19 protein-coding genes are annotated in these 18,544 nt (G+C 42.6%); 12 read left to right on the top strand and 7 right to left on the bottom strand.

Annotated elements, in window-relative coordinates; all coding sequences use genetic code 11:
* Positions 1-2: 2 nt before the first annotated feature.
* The 3 genes from AB4Z45_RS06255 to AB4Z45_RS06245 form a co-directional block, all read right to left on the bottom strand.
* Positions 3-902, bottom strand: coding sequence for an ArsR/SmtB family transcription factor (locus AB4Z45_RS06255; protein ID WP_339204507.1), 900 nt, complete (start codon positions 900-902; stop codon positions 3-5).
* 180 nt (positions 903-1,082) lie between these two features.
* Positions 1,083-1,310, bottom strand: coding sequence for a hypothetical protein (locus AB4Z45_RS06250; protein WP_053372108.1), 228 nt, complete (start codon positions 1,308-1,310; stop codon positions 1,083-1,085).
* A 141-nt stretch (positions 1,311-1,451) separates the two neighbouring features.
* Positions 1,452-2,363, bottom strand: a complete 912-nt coding sequence (locus AB4Z45_RS06245) for an AraC family transcriptional regulator (RefSeq protein WP_441908352.1) — start codon at positions 2,361-2,363, stop codon at positions 1,452-1,454.
* A 171-nt stretch (positions 2,364-2,534) separates the two neighbouring features.
* Between AB4Z45_RS06245 and yicI the strand changes: the two genes are divergently transcribed.
* The 9 genes from yicI (at position 2,535) to AB4Z45_RS06200 (ending at position 11,502) form a co-directional block, all read left to right on the top strand.
* On the top strand, positions 2,535-4,856 hold the full coding sequence (gene yicI / locus AB4Z45_RS06240; protein ID WP_441908351.1) for an alpha-xylosidase: 2,322 nt from the start codon (positions 2,535-2,537) through the stop codon (positions 4,854-4,856).
* 205 nt (positions 4,857-5,061) lie between these two features.
* Complete coding sequence (locus AB4Z45_RS06235; protein ID WP_441908350.1) at positions 5,062-5,832, top strand: sugar phosphate isomerase/epimerase family protein; 771 nt, start codon at positions 5,062-5,064, stop codon at positions 5,830-5,832.
* A 34-nt stretch (positions 5,833-5,866) separates the two neighbouring features.
* Positions 5,867-6,886 carry a Gfo/Idh/MocA family protein gene (locus AB4Z45_RS06230; RefSeq protein WP_441908349.1) on the top strand — a complete coding sequence of 340 codons (1,020 nt, stop codon included), beginning with the start codon at positions 5,867-5,869 and terminating at the stop codon, positions 6,884-6,886.
* A gap of 220 nt (positions 6,887-7,106) precedes the next feature.
* Entirely contained in the window at positions 7,107-7,427 is a 321-nt protein-coding gene (locus AB4Z45_RS06225) for a PadR family transcriptional regulator (RefSeq protein WP_076267484.1), read from the top strand.
* A complete protein-coding gene (locus AB4Z45_RS06220) occupies positions 7,424-7,981 on the top strand; it encodes an HAAS signaling domain-containing protein (RefSeq protein ID WP_441908348.1) in 558 nt (185 codons plus the stop codon). The genes AB4Z45_RS06225 and AB4Z45_RS06220 overlap by 4 nt, the downstream gene beginning before the upstream one ends.
* A complete protein-coding gene (locus tag AB4Z45_RS06215) occupies positions 7,978-8,817 on the top strand; it encodes a DUF4097 family beta strand repeat-containing protein (RefSeq protein WP_441908347.1) in 840 nt (279 codons plus the stop codon). Before AB4Z45_RS06220 ends, AB4Z45_RS06215 begins: the two co-directional genes overlap by 4 nt.
* A 137-nt stretch (positions 8,818-8,954) precedes the next feature.
* Complete coding sequence (locus AB4Z45_RS06210) at positions 8,955-9,641, top strand: peptidoglycan recognition protein family protein (RefSeq protein ID WP_441908346.1); 687 nt, start codon at positions 8,955-8,957, stop codon at positions 9,639-9,641.
* A gap of 230 nt (positions 9,642-9,871) precedes the next feature.
* Positions 9,872-10,744: a CAP domain-containing protein gene (locus tag AB4Z45_RS06205; protein ID WP_441908345.1), complete on the top strand. Its 873-nt coding sequence runs from the start codon at positions 9,872-9,874 to the stop codon at positions 10,742-10,744.
* Positions 10,745-10,863: 119 nt separating this feature from the next.
* Positions 10,864-11,502, top strand: a complete 639-nt coding sequence (locus AB4Z45_RS06200) for a 3D domain-containing protein (protein ID WP_076267489.1) — start codon at positions 10,864-10,866, stop codon at positions 11,500-11,502.
* Between the two features lie 62 nt (positions 11,503-11,564).
* Here AB4Z45_RS06200 and AB4Z45_RS06195 read toward each other — a convergent pair whose 3' ends face one another.
* Entirely contained in the window at positions 11,565-12,443 is an 879-nt protein-coding gene (locus AB4Z45_RS06195) for a polysaccharide deacetylase family protein (protein WP_441908344.1), read from the bottom strand.
* Between the two features lie 88 nt (positions 12,444-12,531).
* On the opposite strand from AB4Z45_RS06195, the gene AB4Z45_RS06190 reads away from it, so the two are divergent.
* Together AB4Z45_RS06190 and AB4Z45_RS06185 are read left to right on the top strand one after the other, a co-directional pair.
* Entirely contained in the window at positions 12,532-13,416 is an 885-nt protein-coding gene (locus AB4Z45_RS06190) for a fumarylacetoacetate hydrolase family protein (protein WP_441908343.1), read from the top strand.
* Positions 13,417-13,508: 92 nt separating this feature from the next.
* Positions 13,509-14,318: a (2Fe-2S)-binding protein gene (locus tag AB4Z45_RS06185; RefSeq protein WP_441908342.1), complete on the top strand. Its 810-nt coding sequence runs from the start codon at positions 13,509-13,511 to the stop codon at positions 14,316-14,318.
* An 82-nt stretch (positions 14,319-14,400) separates the two neighbouring features.
* Here the strand turns inward: AB4Z45_RS06185 and AB4Z45_RS06180 are convergent, their stop codons facing one another.
* Positions 14,401-15,663: a methyl-accepting chemotaxis protein gene (locus AB4Z45_RS06180; protein WP_430060426.1), complete on the bottom strand. Its 1,263-nt coding sequence runs from the start codon at positions 15,661-15,663 to the stop codon at positions 14,401-14,403.
* Positions 15,664-16,173: 510 nt separating this feature from the next.
* On the opposite strand from AB4Z45_RS06180, the gene AB4Z45_RS06175 reads away from it, so the two are divergent.
* Positions 16,174-16,578 carry an O-methyltransferase gene (locus tag AB4Z45_RS06175; protein ID WP_076267494.1) on the top strand — a complete coding sequence of 135 codons (405 nt, stop codon included), beginning with the start codon at positions 16,174-16,176 and terminating at the stop codon, positions 16,576-16,578.
* Positions 16,579-16,622: 44 nt separating this feature from the next.
* On the opposite strand, the gene AB4Z45_RS06170 is transcribed toward AB4Z45_RS06175, so the two are convergent.
* Positions 16,623-17,507: a TIGR03943 family putative permease subunit gene (locus AB4Z45_RS06170; protein ID WP_441908341.1), complete on the bottom strand. Its 885-nt coding sequence runs from the start codon at positions 17,505-17,507 to the stop codon at positions 16,623-16,625.
* Positions 17,504-18,523 (bottom strand): permease, encoded by a 1,020-nt coding sequence (locus AB4Z45_RS06165; protein ID WP_441908340.1) that lies wholly within the window; start codon positions 18,521-18,523, stop codon positions 17,504-17,506. The genes AB4Z45_RS06170 and AB4Z45_RS06165 overlap by 4 nt, the downstream gene beginning before the upstream one ends.
* Positions 18,524-18,544 lie beyond the last annotated feature (21 nt).

Raw genomic sequence — 18,544 nt, 5'->3', positions numbered from 1 at the left:
TGCTAGTAGGCGACGTAAACTTGAATGTCTTGATCATAATTTCCGAATTGTTTGCCGAACATGCTTAACCCGCCGCTGTGCGTTGCAGTCTCCGGCGCACATATACGGAATCTGATGTCGTCGCCAAAGCCAACATCAAGATCTGTTATCGTCCGATCAGACATCCGAATGCCATCGATGAAGGAGCCTCCTGAGTCGATGGTTATTTGTTTCAGCAAGCCATGCTGAGTCCCCAAATCCCACCAGCTAGGCGTATACACACCCTTTACTGCACCGAAGTCTCCTGGACAAGTCCATACTCCGAGCAAGATGTCATTAATATAAAAGGAAAGATCGGAAGGCCAGTTCTCGTTGTAATGCGGTGCTTCCGAGCATATTTCAAGCGATATGGAAATGCTTTTTGCCGATTGTTTTCCTACTAAATAATTAGGAATGCGATATTCAATATAGCCGCTTCCGAACCACAGATGGCATGCCTTCACATGCTCAGGATCGGAGAAGTAGCGCGGGTCATCCACCATGCCGATAATTTTGGTGTCCGATGTCAGTCCGCAAGTAGGTTTTACTTCATACGAGGAATATTGACCAATTGGAATGGATACGGCATACCTATTTTGAATGGTTTGCTCCTTCACACGAAATTGCAGCGTAGCAGAATCGAGTGTGAGATGGCACACCTTTTGGCGGCCTCTCGTGCTGGGCACACTTTCTGTCGTAATAATGGATGCTTCTTCTAGCTTCTGAATATGTTTAGTCACGATGGCTGACGAAATGCCTAGCGCTTCAGCTATTTCTTTAATGTTCATTGGTTTAATATTTAATAATTCAATGATCTTCACTCTTGTGTCCGATGCAAAGCATTCAAGAAATTTGATATTGCGGCTGTTAACCTCTATGTTCATCGATTGATCCTCATTCCGTTATGTTTGCTAACATTATATAATTCGAAAGTTAATTACACAACTCAAATGTTTACTAATTAAAGCGTTTGAACGTTGTAAATAAAAGAAGAGGGTGTCCTGACGGCCTGTATAGACCAAAAGGATCACCCTCTTCGTATTTCGGTATATGGGAAGTCTAGATTAATATAGGGAAATGGTTAGAGTGTCACGTTCGAAATAAGAATGAAGCGTTGCCTCACTGCCTACAATTTCTACGCTAATTAGCGATTTGATACATGTTTTAAGTGCGTTTTTGCCTGTTGTCAGTTTACGATTAAGTACTGCGGTCAATTTCTCAATGGCTTGCTTATTTGTATCTGTTAAATAGACAGGTATCGTTTTATTTTGGAACATCAGCATCGTTTTCATAGTATGGACCTCCATCCCGCGAAGGATTTTTTTTTTATAGTGTAACGTACAATTATTAAATAATTCTTAAAATTCGGTGAGTATTTGGTTACAAAGCTGTAACTTTTGAGTAAATGACCAAATCATACACGTTTTTTCTTATTATGGACGACGATCCGACGATTCAAGCTGTTTTTTGCGGAACTGGGAAGGCGTGCATTTCATCATTTTGCGAAAAACTTTGACGAAATAACTAATATGATCGAATCCGACATCAAGCGCTACAGCTGCTATTTTGAGCTCTGGCTTCAAAAGCAGCTCCGTTGCTTGTCTAATTCGATAAGCATTCAAATACTCAATTGGCGTTTGTCTGGTCATCGTCTTGAAGAAGCGGCAAAACTGACCTTCGCTCATCGGAATTTGATCAGCGATTTCTGCGATCCGTATAGGGCGCTGGAAATGATTTTGCATATAAACAATAGCGGTCTTTAGTCTGTCAATTTTTGTAGAGTCGGCATTGCTTGTTTCACTTCTGTTGCAAAATTTGCTTTGCGCGGCAATTTCATGAAGCATTAAATAAAAGTGACCCTTCACCGCGGTCTCATGACCAGGCTTCTGACTTTGACATACGTTCATAATGCATTGCAAATGCTGAAGCAGCGTGATTTCCCATTCTGTTTTTGGCTGAATATGTCTAGGAAACGTCTTTTTCTTGTCTTGAAGCGGTGAAATAAACCGTTCCTGTACGGCATCATAGCTGGCACTGGCGAGCAAATGAGTGTCGAACACGATGGCGCAAAAAGAACAGGCAGTATCACCTTGTGCATGTCCAGCATGAATGTCGCCACCGTCTATAAAAACAGCTTCGCCTGCTTTTACAATGAAATAATCGGTATCAACCTGGAACAGCACTTCACCTTCAAGCACATAAAAAAACTCTGCTTCAGCATGCCAATGACAATCCAGAACGGGGACGCCAGCCTCTTCATGTTCAATCCAGTAGGCGGCAAGCGGGAACATATTGTCGCCATGCAGCCGGTCTTCTTTTAAGGCGTGCCTAGTTGTTTGATCCATTTTGAGAGGCCTCCTGTGCTTGATGCGAGTTAGTTGCCATTCCATAGAGGCATATCGTCAAAATAGTGCTATAGATGAGCAGTATTCTGTTAGAATTATTCGATTAATTATCAGTATAATGCAATTATATAGGATTGCAAATAAAACTAAACAGGAAGGTTGGTTCAGTCGATGAAATTTACAGACGGCAACTGGCTCATTCGTGATGAATACAAAGTATTAGGGGCTGTACAAGTCCATGATTTCGAGCAAAAGGATGGCAAACTAACGGCTTATGCTTCGCCACAACCTATCTATAATCGCTCTAATATGCTGGATACGATGTTATTAACGGTCCATTTTCATTCTCCGCTGCCAGGCATTATTGGCGTTAAGCTTGTGCATCATGCAGGTGTTCGGGAGCGTGGCCCAGTATTCGAGCTGTCCTCGCAAACTGGCGACCATGTTGTAATTGAAGAAAACGATGAGCGGGCTGTTCTAACAAGCGGCAGCCTCAGCGTTCATATCCGTAAAGGAGCCGTATGGGCGGTGGATTTCTATCGCGCGGGCGAGCGGATTACGGGAAGTACGCAAAAATCGATGGCCTACATTAAAGAAGACAACGGCAATACGTTTATGCGCGAAGAATTGGATGTTGGTGTTGGCGAGTGGGTATACGGCCTTGGCGAGCGCTTTACGCCTTTCGTAAGAAACGGACAAGTAGTAGATCTCTGGAACAAAGACGGGGGCACAAGCTCGGAGCAATCGTACAAAAATATTCCTTTCTACATGACCAATAAGGGATATGGTGTATTCGTCAATCATCCAGAGCTGGTATCATTCGAGATCGCTTCGGAAAAAGTGAAAAAAGTGCAATTCAGTGTGTCAGGAGAATCACTCGAATATTTCATTATCGATGGTCCAAGCATGAAGGATGTTCTTCATAGATATACAGATTTGACTGGCAAGCCAGCGCTGCCGCCGGCATGGACATTTGGATTATGGCTTACCACTTCATTTACGACTAACTATGATGAAGCAACAGTTAATTCATTTGTCGATGGCATGGCGGAACGTGATCTTCCATTGCATGTGTTCCACTTCGACTGTTTCTGGATGCGTGAGTTTCATTGGACCGATTTCAAATGGGATGAGCGGGTATTCCCAGACCCTGTCGGGATGCTGTCGCGCCTCAAAGAAAAAGGGCTTAAAATTTGCGTGTGGATCAATCCTTACATTGCTCAGCGCTCGCGCTTGTTCGAGGAAGGCAAACAAAATGGCTATTTGGTGAAAAAGCCAAACGGCGATGTATGGCAATGGGATTTGTGGCAGCCAGGCATGGCGCTCGTTGATTTCACTAATCCAGCAGCATGCGAGTGGTACGCAAGTTATCTGCGTGAGCTTGTCGATATGGGTGTGGACAGCTTCAAAACTGACTTCGGTGAGCGTATTCCGACCGATGTCGCTTATTTTGACGGCTCCGATCCGATGAAAATGCACAATTACTATACTCAGCTTTATAACAAAGTCGTATTTGAAGTGCTTGAAGAGAAGCTTGGCCGAAACGAAGCCGCTTTGTTTGCCCGTTCAGCTACGGCAGGCGGCCAGAAATTTCCCGTACATTGGGGCGGTGACTGTTATGCGGATTATGAGTCCATGGCAGAGAGCTTGCGCGGCGGCTTGTCGCTTGGGCTGTCGGGCTTTGGCTTCTGGAGCCACGATATTGGCGGATTCGAGAATACTGCGCCAGAGCATGTCTTCAAGCGTTGGTTAGCCTTTGGTCTGCTGTCCAGCCATAGCCGCCTGCACGGAAGCAAATCGTATAGAGTGCCTTGGGCATACGATACGGAAGCGGTAGATGTTACTCGCTTCTTCACGAAGCTGAAATGCCGGATCATGCCTTACTTATTTAATACAGCTGTTCAAGCAACTGAGTTGGGCTTGCCTTCGATGCGTGCCATGGTGCTTGAGTTCCCAGAAGATCCAACCAGCGAAATGCTGGACCGCCAATACATGCTGGGCGACTCTATACTGGTAGCTCCTATTTTCAACGAGCAGGGTCATGTAACATATTACTTGCCAGCTGGAAAATGGACTCATCTGTTATCTGGAGAAATTGTAGTAGGCGGCACATGGCGCAAAGAGAAATATGACTTCTTTAGCCTTCCACTATTCGTTCGTCCTAATTCCATTATTGCGCTTGGAGCGAATGAGGTTAAACCAGATTATGATTATGCGGATGGCGTCCAGTTTGAGCTTCATAATCTGGAAGACGGAAAAACAGCTGCAACGGCTGTACGCAATACCAAAGGCGATACGGAATTGACGATCTCGGCAACACGCCAAGGCGAAGCGATCACTGTTCAATTAGAGGGCAGCGGCAAAGCATTCTCGTTGGAACTGAAGGGGCTAGGTCCAATTCGTTCAGTTGAAGGAGTAAAAGCTGATGTGAAGGATACAGTTCTGCACATTGCTGCAGGCTCGAAGCAGCTGGCGTTTACGATTCATATCTAAACAAATAAGAGGCAGCTTCGTCTAAGCCGTATACAGGCTGGGCCGAAGCTGCCCCTTTTATAGTGCCATTGTACGAGCATTGACCAAAATCGCATAAGAAAAGACTAATAATACAACTGGTTTTCGCATAGGACTGTCGATATAATAAAGATCAGAAAACAAAATCAAATACATCAAATAATAAATATAAGGGAGTGCAGCTCACATGCCACGAATGAATATTGGTTTGCAATTGTACACGTTAAGAGACGCTACCGCACAAGATTTTGAAGGCACGCTTCGCAAGGTTGCGGCAATGGGTTATGAGGGCGTAGAATTTGCAGGATACGGTGATATCAAAGCTGAAGACATGCGTGACCTGCTTCAAGAATTGAATCTGAAAGCAATCGGCAGCCACGTCGGCTTGCATCTGCTTGAAGGCAATCTTGATGAGGAAATTGCTTATCTTCAAACCATTGGAGCTAAATATGCTATATGTCCTTGGTTGCCGGTAGATGCTCGTGATACAGAAGCATGGCGTGGTCATCTCGTGAAATTTGAAGAGTATGGTAAGCGTTTCCGTGAAGCAGGCATTTCTTTTGCTTACCACAACCATGAATTTGAATTTGAAGTTGAAATCGACGGCCAAATCGTATTTGACGCTTTGTATGAGCGGATTGATCCGCAATATCTGCAAGTTGAAATGGATATCGGCTGGGTACAATACTCCGGTGTAGATCCGCTTGCTTACATTGCAAAATACGCAGGACGTTTGCCGCTTCTTCATTTAAAGGACTTCCGCGCTGGTGAGAAGGGTGGGCAAATCGATACAGTAGAGCTTGGCCGTGGCGATTTGCCGCTTCTTCCTATTATTGATGCTGCCTCGAAAGCATCTGTAGAATGGATTATTGTTGAGCAGGACACATGTGCGAATCCTCCGATTGAAGCTGTTGCAGAAAGCATGGAATGGTTGAAAACTAATTTTTTGAACAAATAATAATCTAATTAATTATAGATAGGGGAAAATATTCATGTCTAAAGTACGTATAGCAGTTATAGGTTGCGGATCGATTTCGAAATACCGTCATATCCCGGAATATGCAGCTCATGAGAATGTTGAGCTTGTTGCATTCGTAGATCCAATTATCGAGCGCGCAGAACACTATGCTAACTTGCATGGCGGCAAAGCGTTTGCTGATTTTGAAACGATGCTTGCAGAAATCAAACCTGATGCAGTAAGCGTATGTACGCCAAATGCATTGCATGCTCCAATGTCTATTACTGCAGCTAATGCGGGCGCTCATGTTCTTGTTGAGAAACCAATGGCTGTAACAGATGAAGAAGCGGAAGCGATGATTGAAGCAGCTAAGAAAAACGGCGTTCACTTGATGGTTGGCCATAACCAACGCTTCATGCCGCCGCATGTTAAAGCGAAGCAAGTATTGCAATCCGGCATTCTAGGAAAAGTACTTACATTCCGCACATCATTTGGTCACCCTGGTCCAGATGGCTGGAGCATCGATGGCGCAGAAAGCTGGTTCTTCCGTAAGCCAGAAGCTATTATGGGCGCAATGGGCGATCTTGGCGTTCATAAATCCGATCTTATTCGCTGGATGCTTGACGACGAAGTTTCAGAAGTAGCTGGATTTGTTGGCACGCTTGATAAGGATACCGATGTTGATGATAACGCATCATGCTTGCTTCGTATGAAGAGCGGCGCAATCGGCACGCTTGTAGCAAGCTGGACTTACTATAAGGGTGAGGACAACAGCACTATTTTGTGGTGCGAGAACGGCGTTATGAAAATCGGTACGCATCCTGACGATCAAGTAATCGTAGAACTGCGCAATGGCACAGTTGAGAAGCATAAAGTAGGCGCAATCTCAACTAACGATAAGCAAGAGACAAGCGGCGTAGTCAATGCTTTCTTGGAAAGCATTCTTACGAACACAACACCTGCTGTAAGCGGTGAAGATGGCCGTGCTTCTTTGAAAGTTATCTTGTGTGCATTCGAGTCACAAGCAACAGGTAAATTCATTAGCGTAAACTAAGTAATGTACATGAATGCCTTCAACCGACGTGCGCAAGCCGTGAGGTTGGAGGTATTCTTTTTTGCACACTATCTTGCATTGTAGAATAGTGTGTGGTAAATTATACAAAAGACGGAATTGCTGTACAGTGCTATACTGTATTGATTAATAGTAAGTTATGCTTAGTATCTTTCCACATACAGTACCGAAGAATTAGAACTTCAATGATGGAGGACACGAAATGAACATTCAATTTAAAAAGGGCGTGCTTGAAATATGCGTTCTTGTGCTTGCGACACGGGGAGATCGGTACGGCTACGAGCTGGCTGTTAAAATTTCCGAAAAGTTTGAAGTAGCAGTTGGAAGCGTATATCCATTACTAAGCAGATTGACGCAGGACGGCTATTTCTCAACCTATTTGAAGGAATCAACTGAAGGCCCGCCTCGGAAATATTATCAATTAACAGCAGAGGGCTGGAGTCATATGCGCAAATTAATTGCAGAATGGGAAAGTTTCACGCAATCCGTAAATGAAATTGTAGAGGAAGGTTTAAGACCATGACGACAAGAGATCGATATATGTTGGAGCTTGAGAGCATGCTCAAAGTCATTCCAGAGCCGCAGCGGAAGGAATGGCTGTACGATTATTATCTTCATTTTCAGCAAGCGGTAGAGAATGGTCAAACCGAGGAGCAAGCAGCAAGCGAGCTGGGAGATCCAAGAATGATTGCGAACGAGATGCTGCTTGGATACCGAGTTAATCAGGCAGAGACGAACAAGGGCTTCGGAAAGCTCTCTAAGGCTGTATTTGCAACAGCAAGCCTTGGTTTATTCAATATTATATTCGTTCTAGGCCCCTATCTGGCTCTGGCGTCGGTCATTATTGCTTTATGGGCGTCAGCTTTGGGAATAGGCGTAGGCGGTATCGGAATCATGGTGGAGAGCTTATGGAACGGTACATTTACTATGCCGCAGGCATTGACGATAGGCTTGATTACAAGCTCTATTACGATTTTACTCATCATCGGCTTAAAGGCACTTACAACTTCCTTCTATAAAATGACCTTAAAATATTTGAAATTCAACACAAGAATTGTAAAGGGGAATAACAAATGAAAAAACTAGCGGCATTCGCTTTAATTTTGCTTGGTATAGGAGTACTTTGCGCGTTTTTTGTATTCGATAAAGATGAACTTGTAACGAAATTTCAGGGCGAACCTTTTTTGCAGGAAAAAACGATTGATGCATCGTCTATTCGTTCGATCCATGCGGAGACGGATACGTTCAATATCACTTTCGTTCCCGGCACAGCAGATGATATTAAAGTGAGACTTGAAGGAGATGTAAGTGAAAAGCTTGCTAAAGACGTCATCCTAACGGCAGCTCCTAAAGGGGATACGCTTAATATTGAGGCAAATACGAAGGATCGTTTTACATTCGGTATTTCAATCGTTAACTTGAAGCTGACGATTGAGGTGCCTGCTAAGCTATGGACCTCAGTTGATATCGAAACCGATACAGGAAACATTGTAGTGAATCAGATGGAAGCTAACAAAATGAAATTAAAATCAGAAACCGGCAATATAAAATTAACGAATTACACGGCTCAGGAGCTTGAATTAAAAACAGATACTGGAAACATTAATATAGTGGACGGAAAAGGCATTCTAAAAGCGGAATCTGAGACGGGAAATGTACGAGTTGAAACAGACGAATTGCGCAGCGATCTTTCAATTAAGACGGATACCGGGAATATTATCGTTAATGCAGACAAACAGCCTGCTTCGGCTTCTATTCGTATCAAGAAGGATACCGGAAACAGCAAGGTGGATTGGGATGGTTTCACAGTTAACAAGGAAACGGAAAACAATATTGAAGGTGTAATCGGCAGCGGTGATATCAAAATAAGCATGGAGTCGGAGACGGGCAACATCAAACTCGGTACTCGATAAGCAAAAAAAAATTTATAAAAACAAGAAGCAAGTCGTGGAATATATCCATGGCTTGCTTTTTTATGTGTTTGCCGTCTCGATTCATTCATGTATCGCATAAAATATAGCAATTGTTTATCGAGAGGATGCGAAACGAAATGGTCGTAGAGCGCAAATATTTTCAAAGGTTTACTTTTGCGGAGTATGTTGAATATTTGAAACCATTCGTATCAAAAGTGAAGTTTTCGCAGATTCATGTGCATGGAACATGGAAGCCGACTATTGTGGATTATCGCAGAGCTGCGGATAAAATGAAAATCATTCAAGGGATGTGGCGATTTCATGCGATTACACAAAATTGGGGGGATATCGCCCAGCACGCAACGATCGACCCTGACGGCTATATATGGGAGGGGCGTTCTCTTCTGGAGGCTCCGGCCTCTGCTGTTGGCTACAACGACCCTGATCCAGACCGCATACATCCGTTTATGTTCGAGATGATCGGTAATTTTGATGTTGGAGCTGAGAAGCTGGAAGGTGCTCAGCTTGCTTCAGCCGTTAAGCTGACAAGTCAAATTGCTGCCATGTGGAAGCTGCCAGAGAGTCAAATTTTGTTTCATCGCGAAATGAATCCAGCGAAAACATGTCCAGGAAGTTCAGTTAACAAAGCGGCTTTCTTAGAGCTTGTTCGCGACTGGAGGGATGTTGATATGAGCGCATCAGATGCTAACAAAATTATCTCTACTTGGCTCTCTCCAGCATGGTTTGCAGCAACCACCAAAGCGGAGAAAGATGAAATTCATCGGCTCGCAAATGAGCTTCGAAAAGCTAGCGGACAGCTCTAAAAGCAGCAAAAAACGGTGATGAGCATATTCTCATAAAGCAGTAATGGTGCTGTTTTGCTAGCTATTTTCAGGCTATTACCAGTTTTTGTGTCATGAAACACCAAAAACCCCATGGTAAGATAAGTGGCGTCAGGAAGAACGATGCGCAAACAAAACGAATGCGCAGCTGAAAAAGCTTCAGTCGTCAGACGCTTTTTTACAAAAACTTATCTTATTAGGAGGATTCATTCATGAAGATGCAACCAATACGTGTAGGTGTCGCTGGCATAATCGCAGCAACGGTGATCGGCGCAGGTTTTACGGCTCCAACGGCAGGTGCAGCACCGGCTGTGAAAACTTTCTCCACGATTCAACAACCATGCCTCATTAGCCAAGATACGATCAAACAGATCGGTGATAAATATGGAATAGATATTAGCAAGCTTTTGAATGGCAGCTTCATTCAATGGCCTACGACAGGCGGTAACACAGGAACAGTAACAAAACCGGGAACAGGTACTGGAACAGTAACTAATCCGGGAACAGGTACTGGAACAGTAACTAATCCGGGAACAGGCACTGGAACAGTAACTAAGCCAGGAACAGGCACTGGAACAGTAACTAAGCCAGGAACAGGCACTGGAACAGTAACAAAACCGGGAACAGGCACTGGGACAGTAACAAAACCGGGAACAGGCACTGGTACAGGAACTGAAACAAAACCAGGCACAGGTACCGACACAGGAGCTTCCAATTTGAGTGCTTATCAATCACAAGTTGTCGACTTAGTTAATAAGGAACGTGCTAAAGTTGGCTTGTCCGCTTTGAAGAGCGATACGCTTCTTACGAAAGTAGCGTCAGAGAAAGCAAGAGATATGGACGTTAACAATTACTTCAGCCACACATCGCCGACATACGGATCTCCATTTGATATGATGCGTTCTTTCGGAGTGACTTATTCTTATGCTGGTGAGAACATTGCTTCTGGTCAAAAAACACCACAAGATGTTATGACAGCTTGGATGAACAGCCCAGGTCACAAAGCAAACATTCTTAGCGGCAACTTTACAAAAATCGGCGTTGGTTATGTAAACGGCGAATGGGTTCAAATGTTTATCGGCTAGTCTTTCCTTACACCTTAGACAACATCAATACGTTAAGGGCGGACAACCGCCCTTAACAAGATTTATAATCACGTGATCGAAGTTGTGAAACTTCGGGAACGCACAGGAGGATTTACCCCATGTTTAAAAAACGTACATTAGCAGCAGCAGTAGTAGGATTATCGGTTATGATGGCAGCAGGAACAGTAAGTGCAGCTTCGAAAACACATACAGCGAATGACAATGATACATTCTGGAAGCTATCCAAGCAGTACAGTGTACCTTTGGATACACTAATGGAGGCTAATCCAAAAATCGATCCGCTTAACCTATATAAAGGTTTAAAGCTTACTATACCTTCCACAGAAGCTTCTGTAGAGAAGAAACCGGCAACGATGAATTCAGCAGCTGACGACTCCTCAAAAACAGTTAAAGCCATGAATGGTAAAGAATACGCTTACTCGAAAGCGCTTCTCGTACAAGCTACAGCTTATACAGCAGCAGCATCTGAGAATGGCAAGTGGGGAGCAGTCGACTACTTTGGAGACAAGCTCCAGGTTGGTACGATTGCCGTAGATCCGAAAATGATACCTCTTGGCACAAAGCTTTATGTGACAGGGTATTCCTATAATGGTTTGCCGCAAGGCGGAATGATTGCAACAGCAACAGATATTGGCGGTTCGATTAAAGGCAATCGCGTTGATATTTTTGTACCAGGCTCAACAAGCCAAGCCATGTCTTTTGGTATCCAAAACGTGAAAGTATTCGTTCTTGAATAAAAATATAGATGTAAAAGGCAATCCACTCTTCATGAGGGATTGCCTTTTTTTGTACAGAAAACTCAACGGGCTGCGGATTGTCCGACGAGCTCAGGCAATGTAACGAGCTCATACCCTTTGCTTTCCAGCAAATGGATGAGCTTCGGGAGTGCAGCAACCGTTCCGGATAAGCTTTGGCCGACTCCTCCGCCTGCGTGCTGTAAAATTATCGATCCAGGTTGAAGTGTTCTTTTTATATTTTGCAGCACCAATGCGCTGCTAGGATTGTTTTTCCAATCTACGGAATCCACATCCCAGTTGACGATAGCAAATCCAGCCTGCTTGCTCCATCTTACTTGCTGAGGAAGCAGTTCTCCATATGGCGGTCGTATAAAATGAGGAGAATATCCGACTATATTTTTTATTATGGTGTCCGTTCGCCAAATTTGCTTCTGATACTTCGTTAAAGTAAGCTTTGAAAAAATGGCGTGGTCATAAGAGTGATTACCAATGACATGCCCTTCGTTATGTATCCGCTTTACTAATGCAGGGTATTTGGCAGCACGATTTCCTACAATAAAAAAGGTAGCGCAAACATCATGCTCCGCTAATATATCCAAAATAGCTGGTGTATATCTTGGATCGGGAACATCATCAAACGTTAGCGCGACTCTTTTCTTATTACGAGGCCCATTAAGGAGAAAGGCATTAGGAAATTGCCTATGAAGCCTATCCCATGACACGACAGCAGTTTTTCGTTTTTTTGATTCTTTTGCAGGTTTGAACTGAGCTATTTGCTGCTTATCGGCAGCTGAAGCATAGGAATCGGTTGAAAGGTTAAGCAGCATACAACCGATTAAAGCAATGCCCGCCATAGTCTTCCCCATTTTATGTGGTGTTTTCCACATTTGCATCAGTCCCCATGATTGATTGTAAACAAGCCGTGCCGCTATTTTACCCATGCTGCATACTTTCATGCGCTTTACTTTAAAAAAAGAGAGGCTTAAACTAAATATAGTTCACCATTTCATGGCAGGGAGGTTATCTTTTATGAAGTTATTGCAGTTTAAGCAATCCGATCAACTAAGACTCGGCGTGCAGGTTGACTTAGGAATTATTGATATTAAAACGGCCTCTCAAGCTCTGGATATTCCAGCTCCGCTTTCTATAGAACAAGTTATAAGAGGCGGTAAAACAGCATTAGCGGAACTTCAAGCGGTTATTGAGGCTGTCGTTGCAACTAACAACCACATGTATGTGCTTGAGGACACAAATTTCGCTTACGCACCGGTCGTTTCGAACCCGCAAAAAATAATTTGCGTCGGTTTAAATTACCGCAAGCATGCAGAGGAGACGAAAGCTGAAATTCCGACCACCCCTATTTTGTTTAATAAATTTGCCAATGCCCTGAGTGCGCATGGTGATGAGGTGGAGCTGCCGCTTACGAGCAATGAGGTGGATTATGAAGCTGAGCTTGCGATCATTATAGGAAAAACGGCAAAAAACATCGAAGAAGCGGAAGCGCTTGATTATGTTTTTGGCTATAGCTGCGCTAATGATTTGTCAGCGAGGAACCTGCAGCGCCGTACATCCCAGTGGATGCTTGGCAAAAGCTGCGACGGATTTGCACCAATTGGTCCTTATATCGTAACGGCAGATGAAGTAAATGATCCGGATAAGCTCACTATTTCTTGCCGCGTAAACGGTGTTCAAAAGCAGCATTCGAATACGGAAGATATGATTTTTTCTTGCCGATCTATCATTAGTTATATTTCTAAGCATATGACACTCGTACCAGGCGATATCATATTAACAGGGACTCCGGAAGGGGTAGTAATCGGATACCCGAGAGATCAAAGGGTTTATTTAAAATCAGGTGATGTGGTAACTGTGGAAATCGAGCAGCTTGGTGAGTTAACTGTCACAATGAGATAACGAAATGCAATTGATAATCATTTTCGTCCGATGTATAATAAATCGTATCGTTTATTATTGTACATTCATGTTATGGAAGGACGAGAACATCAATGAATGAAGCGTTGTTTGCGATGTTGGATGACAGCTATGATTTAACGGTAAATAAACGAGAAAATCTTCTGTTTACCTGCCCTGCAATAGATCTGTTGGATGAGAACAAATTGAAGCAATTATTAGCTTTCTATACACCGTTAGTTAAAGGCATGGACCCTTCCGTAGGGGAAGTGTACATGGCAGGTTGGTTTCGCGGGCCTATGCTGGGCTTGCTTTATACGTTGTCTGTTTTGAAACAAGCGCCGGATTTATCACTTAACAATTTAACGGTTCAAATATACAAGGCTGAATATAACAATCATGAATATATTGCTGTCAGCTTTTACTTACATAACTCTGAATTTGTAGCGGCTCCACTACCTTTAGATGAACAAGACATGTGGATTAAGGATAAAATCAGCTCTTTTTTTGAGCATACGATACGTCCTGTATTTGACATGATTGCAAAGGTAGGAACGTTGAAAGTAGGCATGATTTGGAGCCAGCTTCCTACCTCGCTTGAATATGGGTATGACAGAATGCTGAGTGCCGAAGTAGATGAACAGGCAAAGCTAAGCATTGTGACCAATTTCAATATGGTCAAATCGCTTGATGGCGAGGTTTTCGGCAGAAGCAAAAATCCGCTTGATGTGAAATTCCGTATGACAGAGTCATTGGGAGACAAAGATAAGCAGGTTCGGCTGAAAGCAGCATGCTGCTTGTATTATTTAGTTGATGGCGGCTATTATTGTTATACTTGCCCAAGGGTTAAAGAAAGTGTTCGTGCAGAACAGCGTGAAGAATATCGCTGCAAGCAGCAGGCGTAAAATAAGAAAGACCATAATCATCCATTTTGAATGGAAGGATTATGGTCTTTTTTTGTTGCGTGATAAGCAATCAAAAACTTGATTATTTCATTTTGAAAACATTAATGGTTCTGAGCAGCTGAGCCGCCATTGTACGCATACGTTCCGTTTCTTCTACCACTGCTTGTACAGATGCGATCTGCTCATTCATCGAAGCGGATACTTGCTCCGTGCCAGCAGCCGATTGCTGCGTAATCGCGGATATATTTTGGATGGCTCCGGAAATTTTGCGGGCACTCTCAAGCATAGCGTCGCTTTCTTGGGAGAAAACATAAATTTTATCCGTAATAAATTGAACACTTTGAACAATTTCTGAGAATACGACTTCGGATTCCTTAATATGCTCCGTTTGCAGCTTAACGACCTCTTCGTTTGTTTTCATATTGCTGATCGTTTGCTTGATACCCTCGTCAATACTTTTCACTAGGTTGAATACTTGTTTAGTTGAAGCGCTGGATTCCTCAGCAAGCTTGCGGACTTCCTGTGCAACAACGGCAAAGCCTCGTCCGTGCTCGCCTGCTCTTGCGGCCTCGATAGAGGCATTCAATGAAAGCAGATTAGTTTGCTCAGCCAAATCGGAAATAGTCGTCGTAATTGCACTAATGCCTCTTGCTTTGCGGGCTAGATCTTCAATTGTAGCTGATACCTTCTCGGTTGCCTCAACGTTGCGGCGCATGCCGTCGGCTTGAATATCAAGAGCCTTCATGCCTTTATCTACGAGCTGAAGCGTTTGCTCAGAGCGTGTGTTCATTTCCTTAGTTGAGGTAGCGTAATCGGAAACTTTCTCTTCGATCTCGGTAATGGATTCGCTCATCTCCGATACGTCCTCGGAAATTTCGTTTGCGCCAGTAGCAAGCTCGTTTGCGGAAGCAGCAACCTGCTGCATCGCGATTTGAATATTATTATTTTTGTCAAAAATGCTGTGACTTGTATCGGACACATGACGGATGATGTTCGTCGTTTCAGTAAGAATGTCGCGAAGTTTATCAATCATACTGTTAAACGAATGTCCAAGCTCGCCTAAAGCTGATGAAGACGTTGTGTCGATTTTTTGAGTGAAATCACCTTTGGAAATACGAAGCGCAGTTCCTTTAATTTCATCAAATGAATTATTGATGGATCTCTCGATGAAGGAAACGAGTGGAAGCGTAGCGATTGCCATAATGATTGTGAAAATAATTCCAGCGATAAGCGAGCCGCCTGATACTGATAATATGACAAGCATAATGAGGGCAAACACTGCTAAATTTAGGTAAGAAGTAATCAGCAGCTTATTGCGCACGGAAAGCGAATAGTACCATTGGATCATTATGTAAGCGCTCCTTTTAATAGAATATCCATATTATAGCACCAGCTGCGAAATTGGTCTATAATTGTCGATTCATAAAAAATAGATAAATAATGACCGCATGCGGCACTTCGGAAAATACTAAATACGTTTTCGGTGTAACAATAAATAGAAAATGATACCATTATCGGTAATTAGAAATCATTTTTATTATTAATTGATGGTTTAGACTGCATGGTACATAACTCCTAAGTAAGAAAGAAAAGCATCTTGAAATTAGAATTGAAAAATTAAATAAAAAATATCATTTTAGTTCGTAAGGTTCATTTTATTTAGATGTAATGAAATGATCTTTCTTTAATTATGTAAAATATAGTTATATAATCGTTTAATAAGAGTCGAATAATATCAAATAAACAAAAATAATGTTGTTTAGTATATTGATAATGATAGAAATGGACTATATAATATGCGTTGAGACCTAAGTGGAAACTCATGCCTAATAAATCATAAAGGAGGATAATAAGTATGCAAACGGAATCTGCAGCTCTCGCTCGTCAAGTTGAATTTGTGTTTCGTCAGCTTGAAAGTGAACTGACAAACGCTACGGCTGGTACAGTATTAATACATATTCGAAACAATGCGGTGGGTAAATTTGGGGTTAGGCACCATCCAATCGAATGCAAAAATGGAAAGTTCGAGAGTGTCGATAAAGGACTGACAGCGGTTCAGGTACAGGCATTTAAACAAATGGCCATTGAATCGCTTAAGTTTAGGAAAGACTGGTCGCATGGCGAAATTTTATATGATTTTTCCGTTCGTTCAAGCGCTAATTCTTGGTCGGCAAGCATACTTTTTGAATCTAATTACAATATGGCCAATTGGAATTCTCGCTATTATCCGAAAAGAAATGATTTATGGGATTCACAATAACAAAAAAAAGAGCTGGCGATTTCCGCCAGCTCTTAACAATAGGATTAAAAATTAATGTCAGGATACACATACGGGGATTCAGGCTTTTTGACTCGTACCAGCTTTGTCGCTTCTAAAGTTAAAATTTTATTATCCAAGTAAGTTGAAGTTGATAATTTACCTGTCACGGTAACCCATTCATCTTCCACGTAATCCATTGCTTTTGGCCATGAAATCATTAAGCCGTATGGCAGAGCATCAGCGGAACAACAATTCATAACAAAACGGCTGACAGCAAACCGATCCTTGCCCATATCTTCCTCGCGATAAACAAAACCAGTAATTTCAACTTCTTTTCCTACTAAAGCATCTTGATACATATTTAATGTTGTTAACGTTTCAATGAACAGCTCCTCTGGAACTGATATTAATGATTGCGTATAAAGCTGTTTTCCATAAGCTGCATTAGATTCAGTATACTCATCGTAAGGAAATAAGTGATCGATACTGGCAGCAACGGTAATTTCTTGTTCTTTAGTTGGCGGCGATGGAGAAGGAGACGCTGTGCTTGCAGATGTAATTAGTCCGGTGGAGTTTCCAGTAAAGCTTATGCCTTTCTTGGATGCAAGCGCGCTTCCTAGCGTTCCAGTGGGCACTAAAAATCCAAGCAGAAGAGGGAATATAAACAAGCCGTATATCATTATGTTTTTGAAAATGGATGAAGAATGCTCATGCCCGCAATCACAGTCCTTCCCATGTTTGTCCAAACGGACCTGAAGGGCTGCATATACTTGATAAATGGCTGCGGCATAAAGTCCAACTGCCGATAGCTTTATATATAGCTCCATTCTAGGAGCAATATATAAATTCAATTGGTCAGTTTGATTTAAATAAACAATCAGCATTGCAAAGCCAGTTAAGATTGCAGCTCGTATTAGATGATGTGTCATAATAATATAACCTCCGTTATCATAGCTCCAATGAGGGTTAACAAAGCGGTTAATACGATCAGAATAAACACGATTTTAACACGGAATGTCGTAAGCAGCATGAGGGTGTTTTTTAGGTCGATCATTGGGCCGAATACAAGAAAAGCGAGCAGTGGGCCAAAGTCAAACATGCCGCTGAACGATGAAGCGATGAACGCATCCGATGTGGAGCATATGGATAGGATAAAAGCAAAAACCATCATAAATAGGTAAGAGAATAAGGGCTGATTGGCAAAAGCTTCAAAGGTGCTGCGCTCAATAGCTGTCTGAAGGATGGCGGTTAAAAAAGCACCGAAAATCAAATATTTACCCATTTCGAAAAATTCATCTGAAGAATGTGACAATATCGAAGCCAATCTGCTTCGAAAGCCTCGATTGCTTGATTCATGGCTGTGACTATGGTTATGCTGGATCATTTTAAAGGCTGGAGCTGCTGTTTTAAGGGGACTCATTTTCATGAATTTATAAAAAAGCAAACCTATGACCACAGATACAGCAAATGCTAGTCCCATTCGTGAATAAGCCATAGCCGGAGACGTACGAAAAGCTGTGAAAGTTGATGCATAAACGATAGGGTTCACGATAGGTCCCGCCAAAAGATATACGATTCCGATATAAGCAGGCATTCCCTTGCGAATAAGCCGGCGAACGACTGGAATCATTCCACATTCACACAGTGGGAACAAGATGCCTAACAATGCACCAAACAAAACACCCGCTATTGGATTTTTTGGAGTGAATTTCTGAATATGCTCATCAGTTACGAAAACTTGAAGTAAAGCGGAAAACAAAACGCCAAGCAAAATAAAAGGGAAAGCTTCTAATATAATACTTAGAAATAAAATTTTAAAAGACTGCAGATTAGCTCCATTAAACATATGTAAGGGAAGTTCGCGATTCGTGACGATGAGTGCAAGCATGATGAGGCATCCTACACCGAACAAGGGTGTTCCAAAGCGTAAAAGAAATTTCATCATTATCAAAACCCTTTCTTTTTT

The sequence above is a fragment of the Paenibacillus sp. MCAF9 genome, assembly GCF_052114265.1.
In the GTDB taxonomy this organism is placed as follows: domain Bacteria; phylum Bacillota; class Bacilli; order Paenibacillales; family Paenibacillaceae; genus Pristimantibacillus.
The sequence above is the reverse complement of the archived record's forward strand: the minus strand, read 5'-3'. Positions and strand labels throughout refer to the sequence as shown.